This is a genomic window from Brevundimonas phoenicis, from assembly GCF_047237745.1.
GTDB lineage: Bacteria > Pseudomonadota > Alphaproteobacteria > Caulobacterales > Caulobacteraceae > Brevundimonas.
This window is the reverse complement of sequence record NZ_JBDFLN010000001.1, coordinates 2,757,532-2,783,277: the sequence shown is the minus strand read 5'-3', so window position 1 is coordinate 2,783,277 and position 25,746 is coordinate 2,757,532. Positions and strand designations below refer to the sequence as shown.

Annotated in this window: 18 protein-coding genes; 10 read left to right on the top strand and 8 right to left on the bottom strand. The window is 67.5% G+C overall.

All coding sequences use genetic code 11. The features are described 5' to 3' along the window. Window positions 1–220 precede the first annotated feature (220 nt). The 5 genes from smc to ABC419_RS13900 all read right to left on the bottom strand — a co-directional run bounded on the left by smc (window position 221) and on the right by ABC419_RS13900 (window position 6,253). Window positions 221–3,661, bottom strand: a complete 3,441-nt coding sequence (smc, locus tag ABC419_RS13920; protein WP_412877089.1) for a chromosome segregation protein SMC — start codon at window positions 3,659–3,661, stop codon at window positions 221–223. A 10-nt stretch (window positions 3,662–3,671) separates the two neighbouring features. After that, window positions 3,672–4,316: a DsbA family protein gene (locus tag ABC419_RS13915; protein WP_200166082.1), complete on the bottom strand. Its 645-nt coding sequence runs from the start codon at window positions 4,314–4,316 to the stop codon at window positions 3,672–3,674. Window positions 4,317–4,323: 7 nt separating this feature from the next. Further along, the gene (locus tag ABC419_RS13910) at window positions 4,324–4,929 is read right to left on the bottom strand and encodes a DsbA family protein (protein WP_412877090.1); all 606 of its coding nucleotides are present in this window, start codon (window positions 4,927–4,929) and stop codon (window positions 4,324–4,326) included. 25 nt (window positions 4,930–4,954) lie between these two features. Continuing rightward, complete coding sequence (locus ABC419_RS13905; RefSeq protein ID WP_003163571.1) at window positions 4,955–5,590, bottom strand: thioredoxin domain-containing protein; 636 nt, start codon at window positions 5,588–5,590, stop codon at window positions 4,955–4,957. 99 nt (window positions 5,591–5,689) lie between these two features. Beyond that, entirely contained in the window at window positions 5,690–6,253 is a 564-nt protein-coding gene (locus ABC419_RS13900) for a DUF721 domain-containing protein (RefSeq protein WP_200166086.1), read from the bottom strand. Between the two features lie 21 nt (window positions 6,254–6,274). Between ABC419_RS13900 and mutY the strand changes: the two genes are divergently transcribed. Further along, a complete protein-coding gene (gene mutY / locus ABC419_RS13895) occupies window positions 6,275–7,315 on the top strand; it encodes an A/G-specific adenine glycosylase (protein WP_412877091.1) in 1,041 nt (346 codons plus the stop codon). A gap of 187 nt (window positions 7,316–7,502) precedes the next feature. Here the strand turns inward: mutY and ABC419_RS13890 are convergent, their stop codons facing one another. The 3 genes from ABC419_RS13890 to ABC419_RS13880 form a co-directional block, all read right to left on the bottom strand. Further along, a complete protein-coding gene (locus ABC419_RS13890) occupies window positions 7,503–9,650 on the bottom strand; it encodes an amylo-alpha-1,6-glucosidase (protein ID WP_412877092.1) in 2,148 nt (715 codons plus the stop codon). A 64-nt stretch (window positions 9,651–9,714) separates the two neighbouring features. Next, complete coding sequence (locus ABC419_RS13885; protein WP_412877093.1) at window positions 9,715–10,806, bottom strand: glycosyltransferase family 4 protein; 1,092 nt, start codon at window positions 10,804–10,806, stop codon at window positions 9,715–9,717. Window positions 10,807–10,938: 132 nt separating this feature from the next. Continuing rightward, the gene (locus ABC419_RS13880; RefSeq protein WP_040344441.1) at window positions 10,939–12,018 is read right to left on the bottom strand and encodes a site-specific DNA-methyltransferase; all 1,080 of its coding nucleotides are present in this window, start codon (window positions 12,016–12,018) and stop codon (window positions 10,939–10,941) included. 305 nt (window positions 12,019–12,323) lie between these two features. Here ABC419_RS13880 and catB point away from each other — a divergent pair, with 305 nt between their 5' ends. The 9 genes from catB (at window position 12,324) to lpxC (ending at window position 25,626) form a co-directional block, all read left to right on the top strand. Continuing rightward, window positions 12,324–12,965 (top strand): type B chloramphenicol O-acetyltransferase, encoded by a 642-nt coding sequence (gene catB, locus ABC419_RS13875; RefSeq protein ID WP_412877094.1) that lies wholly within the window; start codon window positions 12,324–12,326, stop codon window positions 12,963–12,965. A 61-nt stretch (window positions 12,966–13,026) separates the two neighbouring features. Continuing rightward, window positions 13,027–14,472, top strand: a complete 1,446-nt coding sequence (murC, locus tag ABC419_RS13870) for a UDP-N-acetylmuramate--L-alanine ligase (RefSeq protein WP_412877095.1) — start codon at window positions 13,027–13,029, stop codon at window positions 14,470–14,472. Window positions 14,473–14,622: 150 nt separating this feature from the next. After that, the gene (gene murB, locus ABC419_RS13865) at window positions 14,623–15,531 is read left to right on the top strand and encodes a UDP-N-acetylmuramate dehydrogenase (protein WP_412877096.1); all 909 of its coding nucleotides are present in this window, start codon (window positions 14,623–14,625) and stop codon (window positions 15,529–15,531) included. A 298-nt stretch (window positions 15,532–15,829) separates the two neighbouring features. Further along, window positions 15,830–16,768 carry a D-alanine--D-alanine ligase gene (locus ABC419_RS13860; RefSeq protein WP_412877097.1) on the top strand — a complete coding sequence of 313 codons (939 nt, stop codon included), beginning with the start codon at window positions 15,830–15,832 and terminating at the stop codon, window positions 16,766–16,768. Then, window positions 16,756–17,595, top strand: a complete 840-nt coding sequence (locus tag ABC419_RS13855) for a cell division protein FtsQ/DivIB (protein ID WP_412877098.1) — start codon at window positions 16,756–16,758, stop codon at window positions 17,593–17,595. The genes ABC419_RS13860 and ABC419_RS13855 overlap by 13 nt, the downstream gene beginning before the upstream one ends. Before the next feature lie 27 nt (window positions 17,596–17,622). Then, on the top strand, window positions 17,623–18,948 hold the full coding sequence (gene ftsA, locus ABC419_RS13850; protein WP_087138786.1) for a cell division protein FtsA: 1,326 nt from the start codon (window positions 17,623–17,625) through the stop codon (window positions 18,946–18,948). Between the two features lie 326 nt (window positions 18,949–19,274). After that, entirely contained in the window at window positions 19,275–22,667 is a 3,393-nt protein-coding gene (locus ABC419_RS13845) for a TonB-dependent receptor domain-containing protein (RefSeq protein ID WP_412877099.1), read from the top strand. Window positions 22,668–22,928: 261 nt separating this feature from the next. Continuing rightward, complete coding sequence (ftsZ, locus tag ABC419_RS13840) at window positions 22,929–24,521, top strand: cell division protein FtsZ (protein WP_125901506.1); 1,593 nt, start codon at window positions 22,929–22,931, stop codon at window positions 24,519–24,521. Between the two features lie 205 nt (window positions 24,522–24,726). Continuing rightward, a complete protein-coding gene (gene lpxC / locus ABC419_RS13835; RefSeq protein WP_412877100.1) occupies window positions 24,727–25,626 on the top strand; it encodes a UDP-3-O-acyl-N-acetylglucosamine deacetylase in 900 nt (299 codons plus the stop codon). Window positions 25,627–25,746: the final 120 nt, after the last annotated feature.

The following is a 25,746-nucleotide window of genomic DNA, read 5'->3' as shown; positions in this document are numbered from 1 at the left end:
CGTCCCTTGTCAGCCATCGCAATGACGCTGATCGAGGCATTGAATTCTCGAGGTCTTTTCTTGACTGGACTGGATCGACCGGCCGTCCTCTAGCCATTCCGCATACTCCTCAGCGCGCCGACGACGGCGCGGGCTGACAAGGAGACGACCGCGCCGATTTCAGACGATTCAGACGAATTGGACTCTGTTTTTTCTGCCCAAGTCGACCACGCGCCTCAGGTCAGGCCGTGACGATCTCTTCGGCCTGTTGCAGGTCGACGCTGACCAACTGGCTCATGCCGCGCTCGGGCATGGTGACGCCGTACAGGCGGTCCATTCGGCTCATGGTCACCGGGTTGTGGGTGATGACGATGAAGCGGGTGTCTGTGCGGCTGCGCATCTCGTGCAGCATCCGGCAGAAGCGGTCGACGTTGGCGTCGTCCAACGGCGCGTCGACCTCGTCCAGCACGCAGACCGGCGCCGGATTGGCCAGGAAGACGCCGAAGATCAGCGCCGCCGCCGTCAGAGCCTGCTCGCCGCCGCTCATCAGGCTCATGACCGACAGCCGCTTGCCGGGCGGGCAGGCGTAGATTTCCAGCCCCGCCTCCAGCGGATCGTCGCTCTCGACCAGCTTCAGCTCCGCCTGACCGCCGCCGAACAGGGCCTCGAACAGGGTCTTGAAGTTGGTGTTGATGATGTCGAAGGCGGCGATCAGCCGCTCGCGCCCCTCGGCGTTCAGTTCGTCGATGCCGTCCCTGAGCTTCGCAATCGCCTGGGTCAGGTCGATGCGCTCGGTCTTCATGGCGCTGAGCCGGTCGCCGTATTCGGCCGCCTCTTCCTCGGCGCGCAGGTTGACGGCGCCCAGCGCCTCGCGCTCGCGCTCAAGGCCATACAGCAGGCTCTCGGCCCCCGCGGCATCGGGCGGGCGGGCGATGGCGTCGTCGGTCAGCTTGCGGCCCAGTTCCTCGGGCGGCATCTGCGCCGTTTCGCGGATGTTGGCGGCGCTCTCGGCCAGCTTTTCGGCGGCGGCCTCGGCGCGGGCGGACAGGCCCGCCCGGCTCTCGCGGGCCTGAGACGCAGCCGATTCGGCGGCGCGCGCGGCGCGGTCGGCTTCCTGAGCGCCCGCCTCGGCGACGGCCACGGCGTCGGTCGCCGCCTGCTTGCGCTTCTCGGCCTCGGACAGGGAGTCCATCAGGGCGTTGCGCTGCTCGGCGAAGCCGGCGGGCGCGGCCTCGGCCTTCGTCAGGGCGATTTGCGCCTTCTCGGCGTCGCGCTCCAGCGTCTTGAGGCGGGCGGCGCTGTCGCCGGAGCGCGTGACCCAGCCCTCGCGGGCGCGGGTCAGACTGCCCAGCCGCTGTTCGCGCATGGCGCGGTCGCGGGCTTCCTCGTCGCGGGTCGAGCGGGCGGCCTGCGCCGCCAGCCGGGCGCGTTCGGCCCCGCCGCGCGCCTCGGTCAACTCTTGGCGCAGGCCGACTACCACGTCGGACGAAGATTCGACCGAACTGGCCTCGGCGAAGGCGGCCTCGGCCTCCTGCACCTCGCCGTCCAGCCGGGCGACGGTCTCGTCCAGCGACTGGGCGCGGGCCTCCTTGCGGGCCTGATCGCGCATCAGGGATTCCAGCCGGTCGCGGGCGGAGACGACCTGTTTGTCCAGCGTTAAGGGGCGCAGGCGTGCGGCCTTCACCTCTTCCTCGGCGGCGCGGAAGGCTTCGCCCGCCGCCTTCAGCGCGCCTTGCGCCGTCTCCAGCGCGGGCTTGCCGAGGTCGATGTCGGCTTCCAGTTCCGACAGGCGAGTGCGCTGGGCCAGACGCACGGCGGCGGGGCGCGGCGCCTCGGCGCGGCTGACGAAGCCGTCCCAGCGATAGAGGTCGCCCTCGACCGTGGTCAGGCGCGCGCCGCGCGGCAGGGCGCGGGCCAGTTCGGCGATCCGCTCGCGCGGGGCCACGCCGCAGAAGGCCAGACGCGCGGCCAGCTGATCCGGCGCTGTCACATGGTCGGACAGAGGCTCGACGCCCTGCGGCCAGTCCGGCGGCGCGGCGTCGGCGCCCGCCCAGTGCGCGGGGGCGCGGGCGTCCAGCGCGGCGTCCAGATCATCGCCCAGCGCCGCCGCCAGCGCGGCCTCATAGCCCTTGGCAGCCGACACCCTGTCCAGCGCCGGAGGATGCTCGCGCTTGCCCGTGACCAGCAGTTGCGCCAGCCCGCGCGCCTCGGTCTGCAGGCGGCCCAGCCGGTCCTCGGCGGCGCGTGCGGCGGTGCGCGCCTCCTGCTCGGCGCGGGCGATGTCGCTGCGTTTGGCCTCGGCGGCCTCGACGGCCTCGCGTGCGGCGGTCAGTTCGGTCTGAGCGGTTTCCAGCGCCGTCTTGGCCGTCTCGATCTCGGGTGTCTCTAGCGGGCCGAGGGCCTCGCGTTCGCGGCGGGCCTGTTCGTGCTGGCCCTTCACGCGCGACAGCCGGGCCTCGGCGTCGCGCTTTCTCGCGCTTTCGGCGTTGGCGCGGGCTTCGACGGCGGCCAGCGTTCCGGCCAGCCGTTCGACCTCGGCGTCGGCGGCCTTGCGCGCGTCCTCAGTCTCCAGCAGGGCGCGTTCCAGTTCGGGGCCGCGCTCGGGAGCGGCGGCGATCTCGGCCTTCAGCTTTTCCAGCTCGCGGTCCAGCCGTTCCAGTTCGCGCCCGGCGTCGGCGGCCATGCCGTCCTCGCGCGCGCGGTCGGCCTCGATGCGGGCGACCTCGGCTTTCAGGCGGTCGACCTCGGCGCGGGCGGCCTGTTCGGCCATGTCCAGCCGGTCGCGCTCGATGATGGCCCGGTTCAGCAGGGCGGTGGCGACCGCGTCTTCTTCCCGCGCAGGCTTCAGGCCCTCCTGCGCGTTCAGGGCCGCCGTCTGGGCCGCCGCCGCCGCCGTGGTCGTCTCGGCGACCAGCCGGTCGGCCTCGCGCAGTTCGGCCGCCGCCGTCTCGGCCGCCGTCTTGGCGTCGGTCCAACGGACGTAGAGCAGGGCCGCCTGAAGGGCGCGGATCTCGGCCGAGATCTTCTTGTACTTCTCCGCCTGACGCGCCTCGCGCTTCAGCCGGTTCAGCGTCGACTCCAGTTCCTTGCCGATGTCGTCCAGCCGGTCGAGGTTGGTCTCCGCCGCCCGCAGCCGCAGCTCCGCCTCATGGCGCCGGGTGTGCAGGCCCGCCACGCCACCGGCTTCTTCGAGGATGCGGCGGCGGTTCTGCGGCTTGGCGGCGATCAGTTCGCTGATCTGGCCCTGACGCACCAGCGCCGGGCTGTTGGCGCCGGTCGAGGCGTCGGCGAACAGCAGCTGAACGTCGCGCGCCCGCACCTCCTTGCCGTTGATGCGATAGGTCGAGCCGCGCCCGCGCTCGATCCGGCGCGAGACTTCCAGCATCGGGCTGTCGGTAAAGGGCTGGGGCGCGCGCTTTTGGGCGTTGTCGATGGTCAGCTGGACTTCGGCGTGGTTGCGCGGCGGACGGCCCGCAGCGCCCGCGAAGATCACGTCCTCCATGCCCTGGCCGCGCATGGCCTTGGCCGAGTTGGCGCCCATGACCCAGCGCAGGCTTTCCAGCACGTTCGACTTGCCGCAGCCGTTCGGCCCGACAATGCCGGTCAGCCCGGCCTCGATCTGCACCTCGGCCGGGTCGACGAAGGATTTGAAGCCGACGAGCCGGAGGCGCTGGAACTGCATCGCGTCTCGATCAGCGCGCCCGGATCAGCGGGTCGATGGCCGCTGACAGAGCCTCCAGCGAATGGTCGCTGACCCGCCTGCCGTTGACGAAGAAGGACGGCGTGCCCGTCACCCCTGCCGCCACGGCGCCGTCGACCTCGGCCTGCAGGGCCTGGCTGGTCGCCGGGTCTTTCATGCAGGCTTCGATCTGTTCCTGACTGCGGCCGCTGGCGGCGATTCCGTTCGCGAACCAGTCGCGTGCATCGCCCTTCTCGAAGGCGGCGGCTTGTCCGCGCATGAAGGAATGAGCCACGTCGAAGAAGCGGCCGGGCGCGGCGCAGCGGGCGATGCCCGCCGCGGTCGAAGCGATCTGCGCCGGTGATGTCGGCATGTCGCGGAACACCAGCCGAACCTTGCCCGTATCGATGTAGCGGGCCTTGAATTGGGGCAGAACCTCATTGGTCCAGGCTGCGCAGTGGCTGCAGGTGAAGGAGGCGTATTCGATCACCGTTACTGGAGCGTCGGCCCGGCCCATGATGCGATCCGCTGCAGTGACCGAGGGCACGGCCGCCGTGGACGAGGCGGACTTGCGAACAGGGTCCAGCGCCTGGGCGGGCGCCGCGTTCAGCCCGGCGAGGGCCAGGGCGGACAGAAGGGGCAGGATGCGACGGGTCATGCGGTTTCTATAGCAGGGGATCGATGCTGGCCGACAGGCCGGACAGGGAGTTGTCGGTCACGATCTGGCCGTTGACCATGAAGGTCGGAGTGCCGGTCACGCCTGCCGCCGACGCCTGCTTGATGCGCTGCTCCAGGGCGGCGACGGCCGCCTTGTCGGTGGTGCATTCTTGGAACTGGGCCTCGCTGAGGCCGGCGGCCTGGGCGGTGCGCAGCAGGATGTCGCGCGGAGGGACGCCGTTGCGCATCTCGGTTTGCGACCGCATCAGGTGGTCGACAACTTCGAAATATTTGTCGTCTCCGGCGCACCGGGCGATCAGGAAGCCGGCCACGGCGACGTCCTGGGGCGGGGTCGGGAACTCACGGAAAACAAAGCGAACCTTGTCGTTGTCGACGTACTTGGCCTTGAAGTCAGGCCAGACCGTCTCGTTCCAGGCGGCGCACCCGGCGCAGGTGGTCGAGGCGTATTCGACCACCGTGACCTTGGCCCCTTCGGCTGCGCCCATGGCCATGTCGCCCTGCGTCGCCGCCGTTCCGCTTCCGCCGCCCTGGCCGCAGGCGGACAGGATCAAGGCTGTGGCCGCCATGCCGACGACCGCTGCACGTTTCATCATGTCCGCCCCCTCCCGTTTGGACGACTTACTTCGCCAGTTCGGCGTCGATGACCTCCGACAGGCCGGACAGCGAGCTGTCCGCCACCTTCACGCCGTTGACGGTGAAGTAGGGTGTACCGGTCACGCCGGCGCTGATGCCGGCCTGGATGCGCTTCTCCATGGCCTCGATGGCGGCCTTGTCGCGGATGCAGTCGTTGATCTGCTGCTCGCTGAGGCCCGCCGCCTGGCCGGCGCGGAACAGGGTGGTGCGCGGCGCGACGCCCGCCTGCCATTCCTTCTGGCTGGCCATGATGTCGCTGACGACGTCGAAATACTTGTCCGGACCGGCGCAGCGCGCGATCAGGAAGCCGGCGACGGCGATGTCCTGGGGCGGGGTCGGGAATTCGCGGAAGACGAAGCGGACCTTGTTGTTGTCGACGTACTTCGTCTTGAACTCGGGCCAGACCTCTTCATTCCACACGGCGCAGTGGCCGCAGGTGACCGAGGCGTACTCCACGACCGTGACCTTGGCGCCTTCGGGCGCGCCCTTGGCCATGTCGCCTTCGACCTCGCCGCCCGCGCCGCCGGCCGAGCAGCCCGCCAGCACGGCCATCGAGGCCAGGGCGGCTGCGGACAGGGCCGCGCGGCGGCTCATGGCGGCGTATTTGAAGATCGGGGCCATCGGCTGGTCCTTGTCAGAAATGAGATTCAGAAACGTCGCGCGATTCGTGCGCGCTGGCGAAATCGTCTGAATGTCGAGAACGCCGATGGCGAAGGTTTGTCAACGCTCCTCGTCGCGCGGGGGCTGCGACAGCACGGCGCGGCCCAGCTTGCCCAAGGCCGCTTTCAAGCTGTCGGGCGCCGCCTCGACCGAGGCGTTCAGTTCGGCTTCCGTCGCGGCGGGAAGGGGCGGCAGGACCGCGCGGCCGCGCGGGCGGGGCTTGGCTCCGGCGGCGGGCAGAGGCTTCACCGGCCCCTGGGCGATGCGCAGCTTCTCGACCGAGCCTGCGCCCAGGAACAGGTTCACCCGCTGAATGATGTCGGCCGACTGGTGCTGGACCAGCAGGGCGGCGGGACCGGCGACACGCAACTCCAGCACGCCGCCCGCATTGCCGCGTCCCTTGGTCAGCTTCTGCGGGCGGGTGACGCGGGCCAGCCGCTCGCCCACGATCTCGACCCAGCGCGGCTCCAGCGCCGAGGCGCCACGCCCGAACTGGGCGTCCAGCTTCTTGATCAGCGGCGCCAAGGACCGACCCGCGGGGGGCGGCGGGCGCAACGGCGGGCGCGTCCGGCGGCGGGCCAGGATTTCGCGCGCTTCGCTTTCGGTGGGCAGGGGACGACGCATTCGTCCTATATAGCCTGACCCATGCCCGACGTCCCCTCTCTCCGCGCCGCCCTGCTCGATTGGTATGACGCCCATGCGCGCAGCCTGCCGTGGCGCGCGCCGCCGGGGGCGAAGGCGAAGACCGACCCCTATCGCGTCTGGCTGTCAGAGGTGATGCTGCAGCAGACGACGGTGCCCCACGCGGCGCCCTATTTCGAGCGGTTCACCACGCGCTGGCCGACGGTGGGCGCCCTGGCCGCCGTCGAGGACGCCGAGCTGATGGCCGCCTGGGCGGGGCTGGGCTACTACGCCCGCGCACGCAATCTGCTGGCCTGCGCCCGCGCCGTGGCGGCGGATCACGGCGGGGCCTTCCCGCAGACCGAGACAGAGCTGCTGGCCCTGCCGGGGGTGGGCGCCTACACCGCCGCCGCCGTGGCCGCCATCGCCTTCGATCGACCCGCCAACGTCGTCGACGGCAATGTCGAGCGGGTGATGAGCCGCCTGTTCGCGGTCGAGACTCCGCTGCCCGCCGCGCGGCCCGAGCTGCGCCGCCTGGCCGCCCTGTTCGTCGACGACCACCGACCCGGCGACTGGGCGCAGGCGCTGATGGACCTCGGCTCGGGCGTCTGTCGGCCCCGGTCGCCGCTGTGCGATCAGTGCCCGCTGACCTTCGGCTGCGAAGCGCTGAAGACGGGGGCGCCCGAACGCTATCCGTTGAAGACGAAGAAGGCCGAGCGGCCGCATCGGCGCGGCCACGCCTATGTGCTGACCGATGACGCGGGGCGCGTCGCCCTGGTGCGGCGGCCGGACAAGGGGCTGCTGGGCGGCATGGCGGGCCTGCCGACCTCGGACTGGGGCGCGGCGCCGGATTTTGATCCGCCGATGAAAGGCGACTGGCGGGCGGCCGGATCGGTCGAGCATGTCTTCACCCACTTCAGCCTGACGCTGGAGGTGCATGTGGCTGAAGGAGAGGGCGACTTCCTATGGACCACAGCGGCCGAGGCGGCGAAGGCCCTGCCGACCGTCTTCAGGAAGGCGCTGGAGCGGGCTTTAGGAACCCTCTCCCGGCGGGAGAGGGCTTGAGCGCACGGCGGCGCAGCCGTCGTTCTGGCGCGAAAGGGTGAGGGGCTTGTCCCATCAATCGGCCGAAGGCCGCCGTCTCGCCGTTCTGCCACGGCCTCTGGCCGACTTTACCTGTGAACCCTCACCCTTTCGCCTGTTCCAATCGCTGCGCTCTTGGAGGCTCAAGCCCTCTCCCATCGGGAGAGGGTCAGCCGGTGGCGCGTAAATTTACTGCGCCGCTACGCTCGCGGGGCATGACCACGACGTGGCCGTTCAGGCGCTGGAAATGCAGGTCGATCACCCCGTCGCCGACCTTCAGCCGCGTGATCGACAGCCGGTCCAGCCCGGCGGGTAGGGCGGGATTGTTGACCTCGACCAGGCCCTCGGCGGCGTCGATGCTCAGGCCCAGCACCGACTGCATCATCAGGAAGACCGACCCCGCCGCCCAGGCCTGGGGCAGGCAGGCGACCGGATAGGCGATCGGCGGCTCGCCGGTCTCGCGCACGAAGCCGCAGAACAGTTCGGGCAGGCGCATCTGGAAATGCGCGGCCGAGCCGTAGATCTCGCCCAGCAGCATGGCGACCGCACGCCGCTCGCCGTAACGGGCCATGCCCGCCGCCGCCAGGGCCGTGTCGTGCGGCCAGACCGAACCGTTGTGATAGCTCATCGGATTGAAACGGGCCTGGCCCTTGGCCAGGGTCCGCAGACCCCAGCCGGAACGGAACTCGGCCGTCAGCATCCGTCGCGTCACCCGCCGGGCCCGTTCATGCGAGGGCAGGCCCATGAACAGCAGATGCCCGGCGTTGGAGGCGATGGCGCGACATTGCGCCCCGTCGCCGTCCAGGGCGATGGCGTAGAAGCCCTCGTCCTCCATCCAGTAGCGGTCCTCGACCAAGGCGCGCAGCGCCTCGGCCCGCGCGGCCCATTCGAGGGCGCGGCCGTCGCCCAGCACCGCGCCCATTTCGGCCAGCGCCTTCCAGGCGGCGAAGGCGTAGCCCTGGACCTCCAGCAGGGCGATCGGTCCCTTGGGAAAGCGACCGTCGGCGTGAAAGATGGAGTCTTCGGAGTCCTTCCAGCCCTGGTTCGACAGGCCGGTGTCGGCCGCGCGGGCGTAGTCGATCAGGCCGTCGCCGTTGCTGTCGCCGTAGTCGCTCATCCAGCCCGCCGCCGCGATCAGATGGGGCCACAGGGCGCGGATGGTCTCATAGTCGTTGGTGTGCTTGGCGTAGGCGCCGGCCAGGGCGATGAACAGGCAGGTGGTGTCGACGCCCCCGTAATAGAGGCCGAAGGGCACCTCGCCCAGCACGCTCATCTCGCCGCCGCGCGTCTCGTGCATGATCTTGCCGGGGGCGGAGTCCATGAAGGCGTTGGTCTCGGTCGCCTGGCGCGCGGCCAGATAGGTCAGCACCCCCTTGGCCAGGCCGGGGTCGATCCATAGCATCTGCCAGGCGGTGATGATGCCGTCGCGCCCGAAGGGGGTCGAGAACCACGGCGTCCCCGCATAGGGATAGGGGCCGGTCGGCAGGTCGGTGACCAGCAGGGCGATATCGGCGCGCGACTGCCGCAGCCAGTCGTTGAAGCCCTGGTTGCGTCCGCCCTCGACGATGGCGCCGCGCCGCAGTCGTCGTCGCATGGCCAGCCGCGCCAGGATGGAATGCCAGCGCCAGCGCGCCTCGTCCGGCTGCTCGCAGGCGTCCAGGCCGCATTCGACGAACAGGTCCAGGCTGCGGCCGCGCGGCAGGCTGAACATGAACTCGGCCCGATTGGCGCTGAGGCGGGCGGGCGGCTCGGAAAAGGCCAGGCAACTGGTGCGTTTCACCCCGTCCAGCCCGGTGTAGCTGAAGGTCACGCGCCGCCCGTCGATCACCGGCGGATGGATTTCGCCGTGCCGGGGCCGCACCGTGCCGCGCACCTGGAAGATGTCGGCGAAGTCCGCGTCGAACTCGAACGTCAGCGGCAGCAGGATGTCCTCGACGCCGTGGTTGACCATCCGCACCCGCTCGAACAGCCGCCGGTCCCACAGGAAGCGCCGCCGCTCTAAATGCAGCACGCCCGCCGGGGCGGAGCGCCCGCCCATCGGCGGCAGGGGCCGGTTGGTCGAATGGCAGGTGAAGAAGACGTTGTCCTTGGTCACGCCCGAACTGAGCCGCGAGGGCCGCGCCCGCCCGACCGTCAGGACGAAGCGCGACAGCAACCGCGTGTCCCGCTCGAACAGGCCATCGGCGCCCGCCTTAACGTCTCCCCAGTGATCGGCGACGAGGAAGGCGTCGCCGTCCTTCAGCGCCATCAGGGTTTCAAGCCCGTCCTGGTCGTTGGTGTCGGCGGCGGTGGTCTGGACCGAATAGGCGTCGTCCATAAGCGTCTCCGCTTGCGGTTCGTCCCCCCGGCTAGGATCAGAAGCGAACGGCCGAGGGCATGATTCAGTTCAGGGCGGCGAAACTCTTCTCTTCCTCCAGAGGACGCATCGGTGCTGCAAAGGGCCGCCGCGCCAGGATGTCGCCGTAGACGTCCAGATACCGCCGCGCCATCGCCGTGGCCGAGAAGCGCAGGTCGAACCGCGCGCGGATGGCCTCCCGGTCCAGCCGGTGCGCCTGGGCGGCGGCGGCGACCGCCTCCTCCATGGACGAGACCAGGAAGCCGGTGGCCCCGTCTTCGATGATCTCGGGCGTCGAGCCGCAGGCGAAGGCGACAACAGGCGTGCCGCACGCCATGGCCTCGATCATCACCAGGCCGAACGGCTCGGGCCAGTCGATGGGGAAGAGCAGGGCCTCGGCCCCGCCCAGGAAGGCGGACTTCTCCGTATCACCGATCTCGCCGACGAACTCGACCAGGGGATTGCCGCGCACCAGCGGTTCGATTTCCGCCTCCCAATAGGCGCGGTCGGCGGCGTCGATCTTGGCGGCGATCTTCAGCGGCTTGTTCAGCCGGGTCGCGATCTCGATGGCGCGGTCGGGCCGCTTCTCGGGTGAAATCCGGCCCAGGAAGGCGAGATAGCCCTGCGACCGGGGCGAGAAACGATAGAGATCGCCCGGCATGCCGTGATGCACGGTCGCCCGCCAGTTGGCGTGGGGCAGGGGACGGCGCTGATCGTCGGAGATCGACACCAGGCCGTACTCCGTCCAGCGCTCGTAGATCGGAGCCAGATCCTTCAGGTCCAACCGCCCGTGCAGGGTCGTCACCGTCTTGTCCGCCCACCCCTCGAAGAAGGGGAAGTGGATCATGTCGGTGTGGAAATGGATGACGTCGAAACGGTCGGCGCGGTCCAGCACCTCGGCCAACTGGGCCATGTGGGCCGCCAGATCGGACTTCAACGCGGCGGGGTCCAGACGGATGGCCTGATCGCGAACCGGGATCAGGCGGGCGCGGGTGCGCGCCTCGGCGCTGGCGAACAGGGTGACGTCGTGGCCCAGCTCGACCAGGGCGTCGGTCAGGTGGGCGACCACGCGCTCCGTGCCGCCGTAAAGCCGGGGCGGCACGGCCTCGTACAAGGGCGTGACTTGGGCGATCTTCATGGCAGACTCCTGCGTCACGTGACGACGCGACGCCGAAACCTCAATCCGCCCAGGATCGCCGGGTTCCAGCGTTGCTGGAACGATATTCTTCAATGCCGCCTGTAGGTTATGTGGCGACCGGAAGAGCCCGCCTTACTGCATCCCGGCGCGGATTTCGGCGCGCAGGGCGTCGATGGGGCGCAGGCCCGTATCCGTCTTGAAGCGCCAGTAGGTCCAGCCGTTGCAGGCCGGGGCGTTCTCCAGCAGGGCGCCCAGCTTGTGAATCGAGCCGGTCAGGGCGCCGGACACCAGCGAACCGTCGGCTCGCACCCGCGCCTCGCGCTCGCCCTTGGGGCAGTACAGCTTGTCGCCCGGCGCCAGCAGCCCGGCCTCGACCAGGGCGCCGAACGGCACCTTGGGCTCGGCCTTCTTGGAACCGGTGACGACCAGGTCTTCCGGCGCGGCCGGGATGACGGCCTTGATGCGCTTCTCGGCCAGTTTGGCGTAGGTCTCGTCGCGTTCGATGCCGATGAAACGGCGGCCCAGACGCTTGGCCGCCGCCCCCGTGGTGCCGGTGCCGAAGAAGGGGTCCAGCACCACGTCGCCGACGCGGCTGGCCGACAGCAGGACGCGGTGCAGCAGGGCCTCGGGCTTCTGGGTCGGGTGGGCCTTGTCGCCGTTCTCGTCCTTCAGCCGCTCGCCGCCGGTGCACAGGGCCAGGGTCCAGTCCGAGCGCATCTGGGTGTCTTCGTTGAAGGCCTTCAGCGCGTCGTAGTTGAAGGTGTAGCGCTTCTGCTCGCGCGACTTGGCGGCCCAGATCAGGGTCTCGTGGGCGTTGGTGAAGCGCGTGCCCTTGAAGTTCGGCATCGGGTTGGACTTGCGCCAGATGATGTCGTTCAGCACCCAGAAGCCCAGATCCTGCATCGCCGCGCCCAGGCGGAAGATGTTGTGATAGCTGCCGATGACCCACAGGCTGCCCTCGTCCTTCAGCACGCGGCGGCACTCGCCCAGCCAGGCGCGGGTGAAGGCGTCATAGGCGGCGAAGCTGTCGAACTTGTCCCAGTCGTCATCGACCGCGTCGACCTTGGAGTTGTCCGGCCGCAGCAGGTCGCCGCCCAGCTGCAGGTTATAGGGCGGGTCGGCGAAGACCATGTCCACCGACTTGTCCGGCAGGCCCTTCAGCACCTCGATGCAGTCGCCACGCAGGATGACGTCGGTCTTCAACTCGGACATGGAAAAGCGGCCCCGGACAGATGAGACGCTTATGGTGAATCCTTACGGTTAAGGCGGAGTAACCAAGATTCACGCGGCGGCGATTGCGTGGATTGCGTTGCGACGAAACGGGGCCATAATCGCCACATGGAAATGGCGGTCAGACCCTTCTGATAGCGTCCGTGCGGGCTTGACGCCCCCGAGCGGCGCGCCTTTTGCGACCCGGTTTCGCCCGGCGCATCAAGGCTGCGCACTTCATACCCTCCAGTAAAAATTCTAAGGCCGCCCGGCGCTGACCGGCTGCGGCCGCGCACATAGAGATTTCCATGACTCAGGTTTTCGAAAGCCCGTTCAAGGGTCGGCTGCTGTCCGAGCTGGTGACCAATCCGAACATCATCGTCGGGCGCTACAGCTATTATTCCGGCTGGTATCACGGCCACGGCTTTGACGACTGCGCCCGCTATCTGATGACCGAGCCGGGGGTGGACCGGCTGATCATCGGCGACTTCTGCTCGATCGGCAGCGGAGCGGCCTTCATCATGGCGGGCAACCAGGGGCACCGGAACGACTGGGCCAGCTCCTTCCCCTTCTTCTACATGCCCGAGGTTCCGCATTTCGCGGGGGCGGTCGACGCCTTCCGACCGGCGGGCGACACGGTCATCGGCAACGACGTCTGGATCGGTAGCGAGGCCATCATCATGCCCGGCGTGAAGATCGGCGACGGCGCCGTGATCGGCACGCGGGCGCTGGTGACGCGCGATGTCGAGCCCTACGCCATCATCGGCGGCAATCCGGCCCGGGTCATCCGCAAGCGGTTCGACGACGACAGCATCGCCATGCTGCTGGAGATGAAGTGGTGGGATTGGGACGACGCCCGTCTGGGCGAGGCCATGCCCCTGCTATGCAGCGGCGACATTGCGGCCCTGCACGCCTTCTGGCGCGAATGGGCGGAGGTTCAGGCGGTATAAAGCCGCTCATCCCGGCGAAGGCATGGTGCAAATCGCATCCTGTTTGAGCTATGGGGCGAAGATGATCCGTCGTCTTCGCCCCGTTCCGTTCGCCCTCGGGCCTGTCCACTTCGTCGGCATCGGCGGCATCGGCATGAGCGGCATCGCCGAGATCATGCTGAAAATCGGCTATCAGGTGCAGGGCTCGGACGCCAAGGCCAGCGCCAATACCGAGCGGCTGGAGAAGCTGGGCGCCCGCATCTACATCGGCCACGACGCCGCCCATGTGACCGAGGGCGTCTCGGCGGTGGTCTATTCCACGGCGGTCAAGCCGACGAACCCCGAGTTGGTGGTGGCGCGCGAACGCCGCATTCCTCTGGTGCGCCGGGCCGAGATGCTGGCCGAGCTGATGCGGCTTCAGTTCTCGATCGGCGTCGGCGGCACCCACGGCAAGACGACGACGACCTCGATGGTCGCGGCCCTGCTGGACGCCGGATCGCTGGACCCGACGGTGGTCAACGGCGGCATCATCAACGCCTATGGCACCAACGCCAAGGTCGGCGAGGGCGACTGGATGGTGGTCGAGGCGGACGAGAGCGACGGCTCCTTCCTGCGCCTCAAATGCACCGTCGCGATCATCACCAACATCGACCCGGAGCACCTGGACCACTACGGCGACTTCGACGCGGTGAAGAAGGCGTTCGGCGACTTCATCGAGGACATTCCCTTCTACGGTTTCGGCGTGGTCTGCCTGGACCACCCCGAGGTGCAGAAGCTGGCGGCCCAGATCGACAACCGCCGTCTGGTCACCTACGGCCTGAACCCTCAGGCCATGGTCCGCGCCGACAATGTGCGCATGGACCCGGACGGCTCGCGCTTCGACGTGGTGATCCAGGGGCAGGGCATGGCCGCCCTGGGCGAGCCTGCGCGTATCGAGAACCTGCACCTGCCGATGGCGGGCTGGCACAACGTTTCCAACGCCCTGGCCGCCATCGCCGTGGCGCGCGAGATCGGGGTGGACGATGACGCCATCCGCACGGGTCTGGCCGGGTTCGGCGGGGTCAAGCGCCGCTTCACCACCACGGGCGTGGCCCACGGCGTGCGCGTCATCGACGACTACGGCCACCACCCGGTCGAGATCGCCGCCGTGCTGAAGGCCGCGCGCCAGGTGGTCCAGAACGCCGACAACACCGGCCGCGTCATCGCCGTGGTTCAGCCGCACCGCTACACCCGTCTGCGCGATCTGATGGAGGACTTCTCGACCTGCTTCTCGGACGCCGACAGCGTTCTGGTCGCCGACGTCTATCCGGCGGGCGAACAGCCGATAGAGGGCGTGGACAAACACGCCCTGGTCGAGGGCGTCCGCCGCTACGGCCACCGCCACGTCGCCGCGCTGGAGAACGCCGCCGTCCTGCCGCGCGTTATCAAGGATGAGGCCAAGCCGGGCGATCTGGTCGTCCTGCTGGGCGCCGGCGACATCACCAGCTGGGCTTACGCCCTGCCGGCGCAGCTGGAGGCGTTGGCTTAATCTCATGCTCCCGCTCATCTCGGCGGACGCCGGGATCCAGCGAGAGCTTCACGACGAAGCCTTGCCGCCCTACATCGGATCAACGTCAAACGGCTGGATGCAGCCAAAGCACTGGATCCCGGCGTCCGCCGGGATGAGCGGATTTATCGGATGGCCTGGACTGACAACCTCCCCGCCGTGCGCGGCAAGCTGCTGCTGAACGAGCCGCTGGGGCCCTACACCTGGTTCCGCGTGGGCGGGGCGGCAGACGCCCTGTTCATTCCGGCGGACGCCGATGATCTGGCTGACTTCCTCAAGGCACTGCCCGAAGAAGTGCCGGTGACGGCGATCGGCGTCGGCTCCAACCTGATCGTGCGCGACGGCGGGGTCGAAGGCGTGGTGATCCGTCTGGCGGGCCGCGCCTGGGGGCAGGTGACGACCGACGGCGTCACGGTCACGGCGGGCGCTGGCGCGCTGGACAGCATGGTGGCGCGCGCCTCGGCCAAGGCGGGCATCGCCGGGCTGGAGTTCTATGCGGGCATCCCCGGTTCGATCGGCGGCGCCCTGACGATGAATGCGGGCTGCTACGGTTCCGAGACGAAGGACGTGCTGGTGTCCGCCTGGGGCCTGAACCGCAAGGGCGAGCGGGTCGAACTGGCCCTGGCCGATTTCGGCTATACCTACCGCCACTCCAACGCCCCGGCCGACATCATCTGGATCGAGGCTACCTATCGCGGGACGCCCGACGCGCCCGAGGCCGTCGCCGCCCGCATCAGCGAGATCACCGAGCGTCGCGAGAAGACCCAGCCGATCCGCGAGAAGACCGGCGGCTCGACCTTCAAGAACCCCGAGGGCCATTCCTCGTGGAAGCTGGTCGACGAGGCCGGCTGGCGCGGCAAGCTGCACGCCGAAACCGGCGGCGGGGCCAAGTTCAGCGAGTTGCACTCCAACTTCATGATCAACCCCGGCGAGGCGACCGCCGCCGACATCGAAGGCCTGGGCGAAGCGGTCCGCGCCGACGTGCTGGAAAAGACCGGCGTGCAACTGAACTGGGAAATCAAGCGGATCGGGCGGAAATAACCCTCTCCCGGCGGGAGAGGGCTTGAGCGCACGAGAGCGTTAGCGATCGTTCTTGCGCGAAAGGGTGAGGGGCTTGTCCCATCAGTCGGTGCAAGCCGTCGCGTCAAGGCCTTCGGCCGACTTCACACCCGAACCCTCACCCTTTCGCCTTCGCCAATCGCTGCGCTCTTGGAGGCTCAAGCCCTCTCCCATCGGGAGAGGGGCCAAAGGTGACGAATTTCCTTCCACGACCCCGTATCGTTTCCAACCGGTTAACCGTATTCAGGGCATAGGGGTGGGCTAGTCTTCGGATGTCGCCATGCGTACGCCCCTGAATACCCTCCATGTCGCTGTCCTGATGGGCGGTCTGTCGTCGGAACGCGAGGTCTCCCTGTCCTCGGGGCGCGGCTGCGCGGACGCCCTGGAAGGGCAGGTCGCCAAGGTCACGCGCGTCGACGCCGGGCGCGATCTGGCTCAGGTGCTGACGGCGCTGAAGCCCGACGTCGTCTTCAACGCCCTGCACGGCAAATGGGGCGAGGACGGCTGCGTCCAGGGCATCCTGGAGACGCTGAAGCTGCCCTATACCCATTCCGGCGTCCTGGCCTCGGCCCTGGCGATGGACAAGGACAAGTCCAAGGCCGTGCTGAGCGCGGCGGGCGTCATCGTGCCCGGCGGCGGTCTGTTCGACCGTCACGAGGTGGCCAGCCGACACGTCATCGACCCGCCCTATGTCGTCAAGCCGAACGCCGAGGGCTCGTCCGTCGGCGTCTTCCTGGTGCGCGAGGGCGCCAACCGTCCGGTGGCCGAGGTCGGCGCCGAGGACTGGACCTATGGCGATCAGGTCATGGTCGAGCCCTTCATTCCCGGCAAGGAGCTGGCGGTCAGCGTGATCGGCGAGGCGACCGGCCCGCGCGCCCTGACCATCACCGACATCACCCCGACCAAGGGCTTCTACGACTACGAAGCCAAATACGCGCCCGGCGGCTCGCGCCACGTCCTGCCCGCCGAGCTGCCCGCGCACGTTTTTGACAAGGCTTTACGTCAGGCCGAGCTGGCCCACGCGGCCATGGGGTGCCGAGGCGTGTCCAGGGCCGACTTCCGTTATGACGATGTTAACGACGTTCTCGTTCTGTTGGAGGTGAACACCCAGCCCGGCATGACCCCGACCTCGCTCGTCCCCGAGCAGGCGGCCTTCGTCGGTATGGATTATCGCGAACTGGTTCGTTGGATGGTGGAGGACGCCTCATGCCCGCGGTAGTGCGCGGCGGTCGGCGACAGTCTTCGGGCAAGGGCGGCGCGCGCGGCGCTCCGTCCGGCCGCGCGGCCGAGATCGGCCGTCTGGACATGTCGCCGCGCGTCGTGGCGGCGACCCTGGTGGTCGGCGTCGGCATACTGGCGGCCGTGCTGGCCACCGGCGCGCGCGCCGAGCGTATCTCGACGGCCGTCACTGAACGCTTTGACTCGGTAACGACCGGCATGGGTCTAAAGGTGCGTCAGGTCCACGTCACCGGCGCCTCGCCCGAGGCCGCCGCCGCCGTGCGCGCCGCCGTCGGCGTCCATGCTGACCAGCCCATCGTCAGCCTGGACCTGGCCGCCGTGCGCGACCGGGTGCAGTCGGTCGGCTGGGTCAAGGAGGCGCGCGTGGTGCGCCTGCTGCCCGACACCCTGATCGTCGACGTCAAGGAGCACGACCGCCTCGCCGTCTGGCAGGTGGGCGGCAAGGCGCACGTCATCGACGCCCAAGGCATCGTCATTCCGGGAGCCGACGCGGGCCGCTATCCGCTCCTGCCGCTGGTGGTGGGCAAGGGCGCCGATCAGGCCGCCTCCGACGTTCTGCCCCTGCTGGCCCAGCGTCCGCGCCTGATGGCCAAGGTCGACGCCCTGGTCCGCGTGGATGAGCGCCGTTGGGATCTGCGCCTCAAGGACGGCGCCCTGATTCAACTGCCCGCCGTGGATCAGGAATCCGCCCTCATCCGCCTCGACGCCCTGGACCAGCGCGAACGCCTGCTGGATCTGGGTTTCGCCCGCATCGACCTTCGCACGCCGGAAGAAGTGGCCGTTCGCCCTTCCGAAGGCGCCGTTTGACCCTCTGACTTCCTAGGACACGACCCCATGGTTGGACGCAGCCGAGACATCAAGCCGGAACAGGGCAGGGGCGCGCCGCGCGCGCCGGTCGTGGCCGCGCTCGATCTCGGCCAGGCCAAGGTCGCCTGCTTCATCATGAAGCCGGACGGCGTGCGTCACGCCGACCGCACCATCCGCGTCGCAGGCGCCGGCCACGTCCAGTCGCGCGGCGTCAAGGGCGGGGCCATCGTCAACATGGATGAGACGGCCCAGGCCATCGGCCACGCCGTCGAACGCGCCGAGCGCGCGGCAGGCGCCCCCGTCTCCGGCGTCGTCGTCACCACGGCCATCGGCCAGATGGCCAGCCACCGGGTGCAGGCGCGCGTCTCGCTGGGCTCGCACCCGATCAGCGACGCCGATCTGGCGCGCGCCATCGGCATGGCCCTGGCCCAGATCCGTCTGCCGAACCGACGCCCGATCCACGTCCTGCCCATCGCCTGGTCGGTGGATGGCGCGCGCGGCGTTCATGATCCGCGCTCGATGCGCGGCGGCTCGTTGGGGCTGGACCTGCTGGTCGTCTCCATGTCCGAGGGCTCGTTCAACGCCCTCAGCCACTGCCTCGAACTGGCGCACCTGGACCTGCAGGGCGTGGCCGCCGCGCCGGTCGTCTCCTCGCTCGCCGCGCTGGAAGAGGATGAGATGGAGCTGGGCGCCCTGTGCATCGACATGGGCGGCGGTTCGACCTCGGCGGCGGTCTGGGGCGGGCGCTCCCTGCTGCATATCGAAAGCCTGAACGTCGGCGGCGACCATGTGACCGCCGACATCGCGCGCGGCCTGTCGACCTCGCGCGTCGGCGCCGAACGGCTGAAGACCCTGCACGGCTCGGCCATGGCCAGCGCCAATGAAGACCGCGAAATGCTGGAGGCTCCGCCGCGCGGCGAGGACGCCTCGGCCGGGCCGGTCATCGTCCCGCGCGCCATGCTGAAGACCGTCATCGCCCCGCGCGTGGAAGAGACGCTGGAGCTGCTGCGCGACCGCCTGAAACACGCCGGCATGGGCCTCGAGCCCGGCGCGGGCCTCGTCCTGACCGGCGGCGCCAGCCAGTTGAACGGCGTGCGCGAACTGGCCGTGCGCGTCTTCGACCGCCCGGTGCGCCTGGGACGTCCGCAACGCGCGCCCCACCTGGCCGACGCCGCCGCCGGCCCGGCCTTCTGCTCAGCCGCCGGCGTCCTGCTCCGCGCCGCCTACGGCCCGCGCGAGGCTGTCTCGGCCCGCAAGCTGATGTCCCGCCAGATCACGGCGGCGGATGCGCCTAAGGTGCATCGCGGCGGTATGGTGGCCCGCGCGGCGGGCTGGCTGAGGGACAACCTGTAACCGCCTGCGCGGTTTATATTCTAAATAACGTCGCTTTTCGGCCCTATTTTTCTCTAGACTGCGATTAGAGAGAATGCTGATGTTCGCGTATATCTGAAAAATTTTTCTGAATTCGAGCGGTTTCAAAAAATTTCTGTCCAAAAATAACGACGTTGTTGAGTATGTGTCTTTGCTGTGGCGGGATTGTTACATTACGGACGCTCAATGGCCTGATTTAGGTCACAATGGTTGTCCTTCCGTCATTTTCCGTTAGATGTGGTCATTAGGCATGCACGTCGTTTCGGATGCGTGCGTTCGCTGATCATAGCTTTTCGGGGGCAACTATTATGAGTTTGAAGCGCAAATACCTGTTTGGGACGACTGTCTTGGCGGGTGTGGTTGCGGTCGCTGCGCCTGCCATGGCGCAGACCCAGACGCCGCCAGTGTCGGAAGAATCGACGCAGGTCGAAGAAATCGTCGTCACCGGCTCACGTATTCGTCGTGATCCGACGACTGTGGCCGCTCCGATCATTCAGATCGACGGTGCGGCGCTGCTCGAGACGGGCATGCCCACGGTTATCGACTACCTTGCGACCATTCCGGCGCTGTCCAACTCGCTGGTTCCGTCGGATACGACGGGCTCGGGCCTGAATGACGGCGGTCTGGAATTCGCCAACCTGCGCTCCCTCGGGTCGGGCCGTACGCTGACGCTGATTGATGGCCGCCGCCATGTCGGATCCTCGGCCGGCGTTCTGTCGGTCGATGTGTCGACGATCCCGCGTCTGTTGATCCAGAACATCGAGATCATCACCGGCGGCGCTTCGTCGGTTTACGGCGCCGATGCCGTGTCGGGTGTCGTCAACTACACGCTGCGCAAAGACTACGAAGGCCTTGAGGTCGACGCTAACTACGGTCAGTTGGTCAAGGGCGGCGACGCCGTTACCCGTCGCGTGTCGGCCCTGGGCGGCATCAACCTGTTTGACGATCGTCTGAACGTCTATGCTCATGCTGAATGGGAAAAGGCCGACGAGCTTCGTTCGAACCAGATCGGTTGGCTGCGTCGGGGTCGTGTCGGGCTCGGCATTGACGCCGACCCGACCAACCTGGCTATCGGCCCGGCGGCTGATGGTTTTATAGATACCGGCGAGTTCTTCAACGCTCGCCGCCTTGATCGTCCGCTCTGGGGTACGACGACTCTGGCCAACATGCAGCGCCCCAGCCCGTTCGGTGATCCGGACGTTCCGGTGGCGGCGTGCCGCAGTTTCTCGACCTCGTCCAACTGCTTCAACGTAGATCCGGCCTATACTTACTGGTTTGACGGCGCCACGGCTCGTCTGGCGGATTTCGGGCAGCGCATCGGCAGCACCGGCGCCAACCGTCCGTGGAATATCGGCGGTGACGGCGAACTGGCTAACATGACGGCCTTTGACGCCTGGACCCGTTTCCCTGAACAAGAATCGCAACGTTACCAGGTCGGCGCCAACCTGCAGGTGAGCGACAATATTCGCGCCACATTTGAAGCGAAATACACGACCGAGGACGCCTTCGATCAGGGCCAGTTCTCGTTCTGGGATATCTTCATTGTCGATTCGGCTCTGGCGTGCGGCGGCACGCCGTTTGGCGGCGCGGCTCGCAGTTGCAACAACGGGAATGCACCGGGCTTGATCGGCGGCACCAGTTCGTTCGCCACGCGGACGGACAACGCCTTCCTGCCGGCCAATCTCGTTACGGCAATCCGCAACAACACCTTCATTCCCTATTCTGATCCGACCAACACGACGCCGGGCGCGCCGGGCACGGCCGTGACCGCTCCGATCGCCTTGCACCGCGGTTTCGGCATTCCGCGTGATCAGACCAACAATCGTGAGGTCCAGCGTTACGTCGCGGCGTTCGAAGGCGATTACGATCGTATCGGCTTCATCAACAACGCCAACTGGAGCCTGTCGTACACCTACGGCGAAATGAACAATAAGAACCGTGAGACGGGACCGGATGCGATCCGCTTCGGCCACGCCATGGACTCCATCGTCGATACGGCCGGCATTGTGAACGGCAAGCCAGGCGAGATCGTCTGCCGGGTCCAGCACCTGGCGGCGCGCGGCATTGCGGTTCAGGAGCAGAACCCAAACACGACGACGACGAGCTACACCGATGCGGCCACCAACCCGGAAATCGCGGGTTGTAAGCCGCTGAACGTCTTCGGCATGGGTAACCAATCGGCTGAAGCTCTCGAGTACATCTCGGCCAGCGTAACGGTGAATGAGAAGAACGTGCAGGAAAGCGCGGTCGCGACCTTCGGTGGTCAGGTTGGCGACTTCTGGGGCGCTGGTCAGATCGGCTTCTCGGTGGGCGCCGAATACCGCCGGGAGTATACCGAGGGCGTCGGCCGTAGCCGCGACACGAACAACCGCCTGCTGCAGTTGAACACGGGCGCTGATTTCCTGGGTGTCGAATACGAGACCACGGAATTCTTCGCAGAATTGGCTATTCCGCTGTTCCGTGACAGCTGGTTGGGCGAGTATGCTGAGTTCAACGGCTCGTACCGCACGTTTGATTATACGACTGCGGGCACGGGCGACGTCTATGGCCTTAGCCTGGTCTATCGTCCGATCCAGGACATCATGTTCAAGACCAGCTTCAATACGTCTTTCCGGGCTCCGAACCTGTCCGAAAACTACCGTCCTTACGGCCAGACGTTCGTGAACAGCTTCTCCGATCCATGCGACACGCGTGTCATTGCTTCCTTGAGCGGCAATAATGCGGCGGAAATCCGGACCAATCGTATCGCCAACTGTACGGCTCTGGCTGCACAGAAGGGTCTGGCTTATGACTTCGGTCAGGCGACGGTCGGTATCGGAGACGACTATCGTCCCGCCTATTCGGCCGGTGTCGCCAGTGTTCTGGCTGGCAACCCGGATCTGCGTCCTGAGACGTCGGAATCCTTCACCTTCTCGACGATCCTGCGCCCGCGTTTCATCCCGAACTTCAGCCTGGTGCTGGATTATTATGAGATCACGATCGACGATGTGATCGTCACGCCGTCGGGCCAGCAGATCGCCAACCAGTGCGTCAACGGCGCTCAACTGGACGCCGTGGCCTGCGCCCTGATCCGCCGCGAGAACCCGAACAACGACGCTGATCCGTTCAACGTCTTCAAGGTTGGCGCTCCCGTTGGCGATCCGATCGGCGGCTTCATCCTGCAGACGCTGAACTTTGCTAAGCTGGAAACTCGCGGTCTGGACGTCACGGCCACCTACAGCCTCGATACCGAAGAAGTCTTCGGTAAGAACTTCGGCCGCTTTAATTACTCCTTCGGCGCACTGTGGTTGATCGAGCAGAAGCAGTACACCAGCCTTACCAATCGTGACTTCTTCGACGATCTAACCACCAACGTCTTCTACCCGAGGCTAGAGGGCACCTCGCGCCTGAGCTGGACTTCGCCCAACAATAAATTGAGCGTGAGCTGGCTGGCCGACTGGATGGCTTCGCAGGACTTGGTCAAGAAGCGCGACGCCATCGCGTCGGGCAACGTCGATCAGTCCCCGACCGACTGGTGGACTACGGGCAACTTCGTCCGCCACGACGTGAGCTTCAACTATAAGGTCACGGACGATGTCACCGTGCGCGCTGGCGTGACCAACCTGACGGATGTCGAACCGCCGCTCTACCTGGGCTTCGCATCGACCTTCGACCCATATGGGCGTCGCTTCTTCGTTGGCCTGAACTACAAGCTGTTCTAAGTCGAACAACTCATTCGAAACGGAGAGGGCGGCTCGAGAGAGCCGCCCTTTTCACATTCGCGGCGAGCCAAGACCGAAGAAAGTTCGCGAAATCTGCGGTCAAGCTGTTCGCAGCGACTATCATTCCGTCCGACTCACGCTATCGAGGTAACCCTTCGTTAACGCAGTCAGGGTTTTCCTTAACGCGCTCATAACCAATGCGATTCGGCGGGGAGTTCGCATCGGGGACGAAGGGCAGGGTCCTTAGGTCGGAATAATACAATGTCTCTCTCGCTGGTCAGGCCGGAAGCTACGGAATTGAAGCCCCGCATCGTCGTCTTCGGCGTAGGCGGAGCGGGCGGCAACGCCGTCAACAACATGATCGACTCCGGCCTTGAGGGCGTGGAGTTCGTCGTCGCCAACACCGACGCCCAGCACCTGAGCTTCGCCAAGACCGACCGCCGCATCCAACTGGGCGAGACCATCACGCAAGGGTTGGGCGCGGGCGCCCACCCCGAAGTCGGCATGAACGCCGCCGAGGAGAGCGCGGACGAGATCCATGCGCACCTGGAAGGCGCGCACATGGTCTTCATCACCTGCGGCATGGGCGGCGGCACCGGCACCGGCGCGGCGCCGGTCATCGCCAAATGCGCGCGTGATCGCGGCATCCTGACCGTCGGCGTTGTGACCAAGCCCTTCACCTTCGAAGGCCGTCACCGGATGCGCCTGGCCGACGCCGGCGTGGCCGAGCTGCAGCGCTACGTCGACACCCTGATCGTCATCCCGAACCAGAACCTGTTCCGCGTCGCCAACGAACGCACCACCTTCTCCGACGCCTTCGGCATGGCGGACCAGGTGCTGCACTCGGGCGTCCGCTCGATCACCGACCTGATGATCCTGCCGGGCCTGATCAACCTCGACTTCGCCGACGTTCGCGCCGTGATGAGCGAGATGGGCAAGGCCATGATGGGCACGGGCGAGGCCACGGGCGACGACCGCGCCCTGCTGGCGGCCCAGAACGCCATCGCCAACCCGCTGCTGGATGAAACCAGCCTGAAGGGCGCCAAGGCCGTGCTGGTGAACATCACCGGCGGCATGGACATGACCCTGCTGGAAGTCGACGAGGCCGCCAACGCCATCGCCGGCGAAGTGGACGGCGACGCCAACATCATCTTCGGCGCGGCCTTCGACCCGGCCCTGGACGGCAAGATCCGTGTCTCGGTCGTCGCGACCGGCATGGATGAAGCCGTCATCCAGCAGATTGAGCCGCAAGGCCAGAGCTTCGGCCGCACGGGCGGTTTGCCGAACGCAGCGCCGCGCCAGCCGGAAGTCCGCATCGACCCGGTTCGTGAAGCCGCGCCGCAGCCGGCGCCCGCTCCGGTCTATGAAGCCCCGGCCGCTCGCGCGCCTGAGCCGAAGATCGAGGCCAAGCCCGAGCCGGTCATCCGCGACGCGCCGCGCAATCTGGAGCCGATCGTCGATCCGTGGGTCGAGGAATATGAGCAGGGCGCCGGTCGCGCCCAGCCGGCGGCTTCGTCGGAACAGGGCGACCTCTATTTCGATCGTGCCCCGCAGCGTCAGCAACCGGCCCCGCAGCAACCGGCCCAGCGTCCGGCCGCCCGTCATGAAGAGCCCGCCGAGGAGCCCTTCTACGACGAGCGCGACCACCGCCGCAGCGGCTGGAGCCTGTTCGGCCGCAAGCGCCAGCAGCCGCAGCAGCAACAGTCCTATGCGCCGCCGCCGTCGTCGAACCGCACGACCCAGCAGCTGCGTCAGACGCAGGCGATGCAGCCCCAGCAGCAAGACCCGCAGGTGGGCCAGTCCGAGGATGACGACCTGGAGATCCCGTCCTTTCTCCGCCGCCTCGCGAACTGATCGACCCAAAAAGTCCTGAAAATGAAGCGCCCCGGAGCCGACCTCCGGGGCGTTTTCACATGTGGGCGCCGAGGCTGGAATGTGTCGTCGAACCGAAACAATCCGAAACCCGACTTTCATTTCGAGCTTGAGCCCCGAGGCGTAAACGACAGGTGAGGCGAAGACCGTCCTGTTTGGGGCGGGTCGCGCAACAGAGAGTTTCCGAGTGACGGTCCGCAACGACCAGTACGAACAGACCATCGTCGCCCCGGCCATCTGCGCCGGCGTCGGCGTGCACACCGGCCGCCGCGTGCGTCTGGTCGTGCGCCCGGCTGCGCCTGGCCACGGCATCGTCTTCGTGCGCACGGACGTCACCGACCGCGACAACCGCATCCCCGTCTCGGGCGAGGCGGTCGTGGACGCGCGCCTGAACACCATGATCGAGAACGCGGCGGGCGTGCGCCTGTCGACGATCGAGCACCTGATGGCCGCCCTGGCCGCCCTGGGCGTCTCCAACGCCGTGATCGAGGTGGACGGGCCGGAACTGCCGATCCTGGACGGCTCGGCGCTGCAGTTCGTGCAACTGCTGGATCGCGCGGGTTTCCGCCGCCAGGAAGCGCCCCAGACCTATATCGAGATCCTGAAGCCGATCCGGGTGGAGGAGGGCGACAAGTCCGCCGTCCTTAAGCCCTGCGACCGCTATGAGATGCGCTTCGAGATCGACTTCCCCACGCCGGTCATCGGCAATCAGGTGGTGGATTTCGTGGTAGACGAGGCGACCTTCCGCTCGGACATCATGGCCGCCCGCACCTTCGGCTTCGCCCATGAGGTCGAGGCCCTGCGTCAGGCCGGTCTGGCCCGCGGCGGCTCGTTGGAGAACGCCGTGGTCATCGACGGCGACCAGATCCTGAACCCCGGCGGCCTACGCATGGAGCGCGAGTTCGTGCGTCACAAGGCGCTGGACGCCATCGGCGACCTGTATGTCCTCGGCGCGCCGCTGCTGGGCCGCTACGAAGGCGTCAAGGCGGGCCACGCCCTGAACAACAAGCTGGTGCGCGCCCTGCTGGCCCAGCCGGATGCGTGGCGCGAGACGATTCGCGTGCCCGACATGGCGATGGCGGGGTAAGTCTCCCTTCTCCCCTTGTGGGAGAAGGTGGCAGGCGGAGCCTGACGGATGAGGGGTGTGATCGCCCTGGTATCCGGATGGGCGCGTCGTTTCCTGTAGATGATTTCCGAATGTCGCGCT

Bases quoted from the DNA above. Each gene is read 5' to 3' on its own strand.
- smc (WP_412877089.1), bottom strand. From the start codon at position 3,661: ATGCAGTTCCAGCGCCTCCGGCTCGTCGGCTTCAAATCCTTCGTCGAC.
- ABC419_RS13915 (WP_200166082.1), bottom strand. From the start codon at position 4,316: ATGACCCGTCGCATCCTGCCCCTTCTGTCCGCCCTGGCCCTCGCCGGG.
- ABC419_RS13910 (WP_412877090.1), bottom strand. From the start codon at position 4,929: ATGATGAAACGTGCAGCGGTCGTCGGCATGGCGGCCACAGCCTTGATC.
- ABC419_RS13905 (WP_003163571.1), bottom strand. From the start codon at position 5,590: ATGGCCCCGATCTTCAAATACGCCGCCATGAGCCGCCGCGCGGCCCTG.
- ABC419_RS13900 (WP_200166086.1), bottom strand. From the start codon at position 6,253: ATGCGTCGTCCCCTGCCCACCGAAAGCGAAGCGCGCGAAATCCTGGCC.
- mutY (WP_412877091.1), top strand. From the start codon at position 6,275: ATGCCCGACGTCCCCTCTCTCCGCGCCGCCCTGCTCGATTGGTATGAC.
- ABC419_RS13890 (WP_412877092.1), bottom strand. From the start codon at position 9,650: ATGGACGACGCCTATTCGGTCCAGACCACCGCCGCCGACACCAACGAC.
- ABC419_RS13885 (WP_412877093.1), bottom strand. From the start codon at position 10,806: ATGAAGATCGCCCAAGTCACGCCCTTGTACGAGGCCGTGCCGCCCCGG.
- ABC419_RS13880 (WP_040344441.1), bottom strand. From the start codon at position 12,018: ATGTCCGAGTTGAAGACCGACGTCATCCTGCGTGGCGACTGCATCGAG.
- catB (WP_412877094.1), top strand. From the start codon at position 12,324: ATGACTCAGGTTTTCGAAAGCCCGTTCAAGGGTCGGCTGCTGTCCGAG.
- murC (WP_412877095.1), top strand. From the start codon at position 13,027: ATGATCCGTCGTCTTCGCCCCGTTCCGTTCGCCCTCGGGCCTGTCCAC.
- murB (WP_412877096.1), top strand. From the start codon at position 14,623: ATGGCCTGGACTGACAACCTCCCCGCCGTGCGCGGCAAGCTGCTGCTG.
- ABC419_RS13860 (WP_412877097.1), top strand. From the start codon at position 15,830: ATGCGTACGCCCCTGAATACCCTCCATGTCGCTGTCCTGATGGGCGGT.
- ABC419_RS13855 (WP_412877098.1), top strand. From the start codon at position 16,756: ATGCCCGCGGTAGTGCGCGGCGGTCGGCGACAGTCTTCGGGCAAGGGC.
- ftsA (WP_087138786.1), top strand. From the start codon at position 17,623: ATGGTTGGACGCAGCCGAGACATCAAGCCGGAACAGGGCAGGGGCGCG.
- ABC419_RS13845 (WP_412877099.1), top strand. From the start codon at position 19,275: ATGAGTTTGAAGCGCAAATACCTGTTTGGGACGACTGTCTTGGCGGGT.
- ftsZ (WP_125901506.1), top strand. From the start codon at position 22,929: ATGTCTCTCTCGCTGGTCAGGCCGGAAGCTACGGAATTGAAGCCCCGC.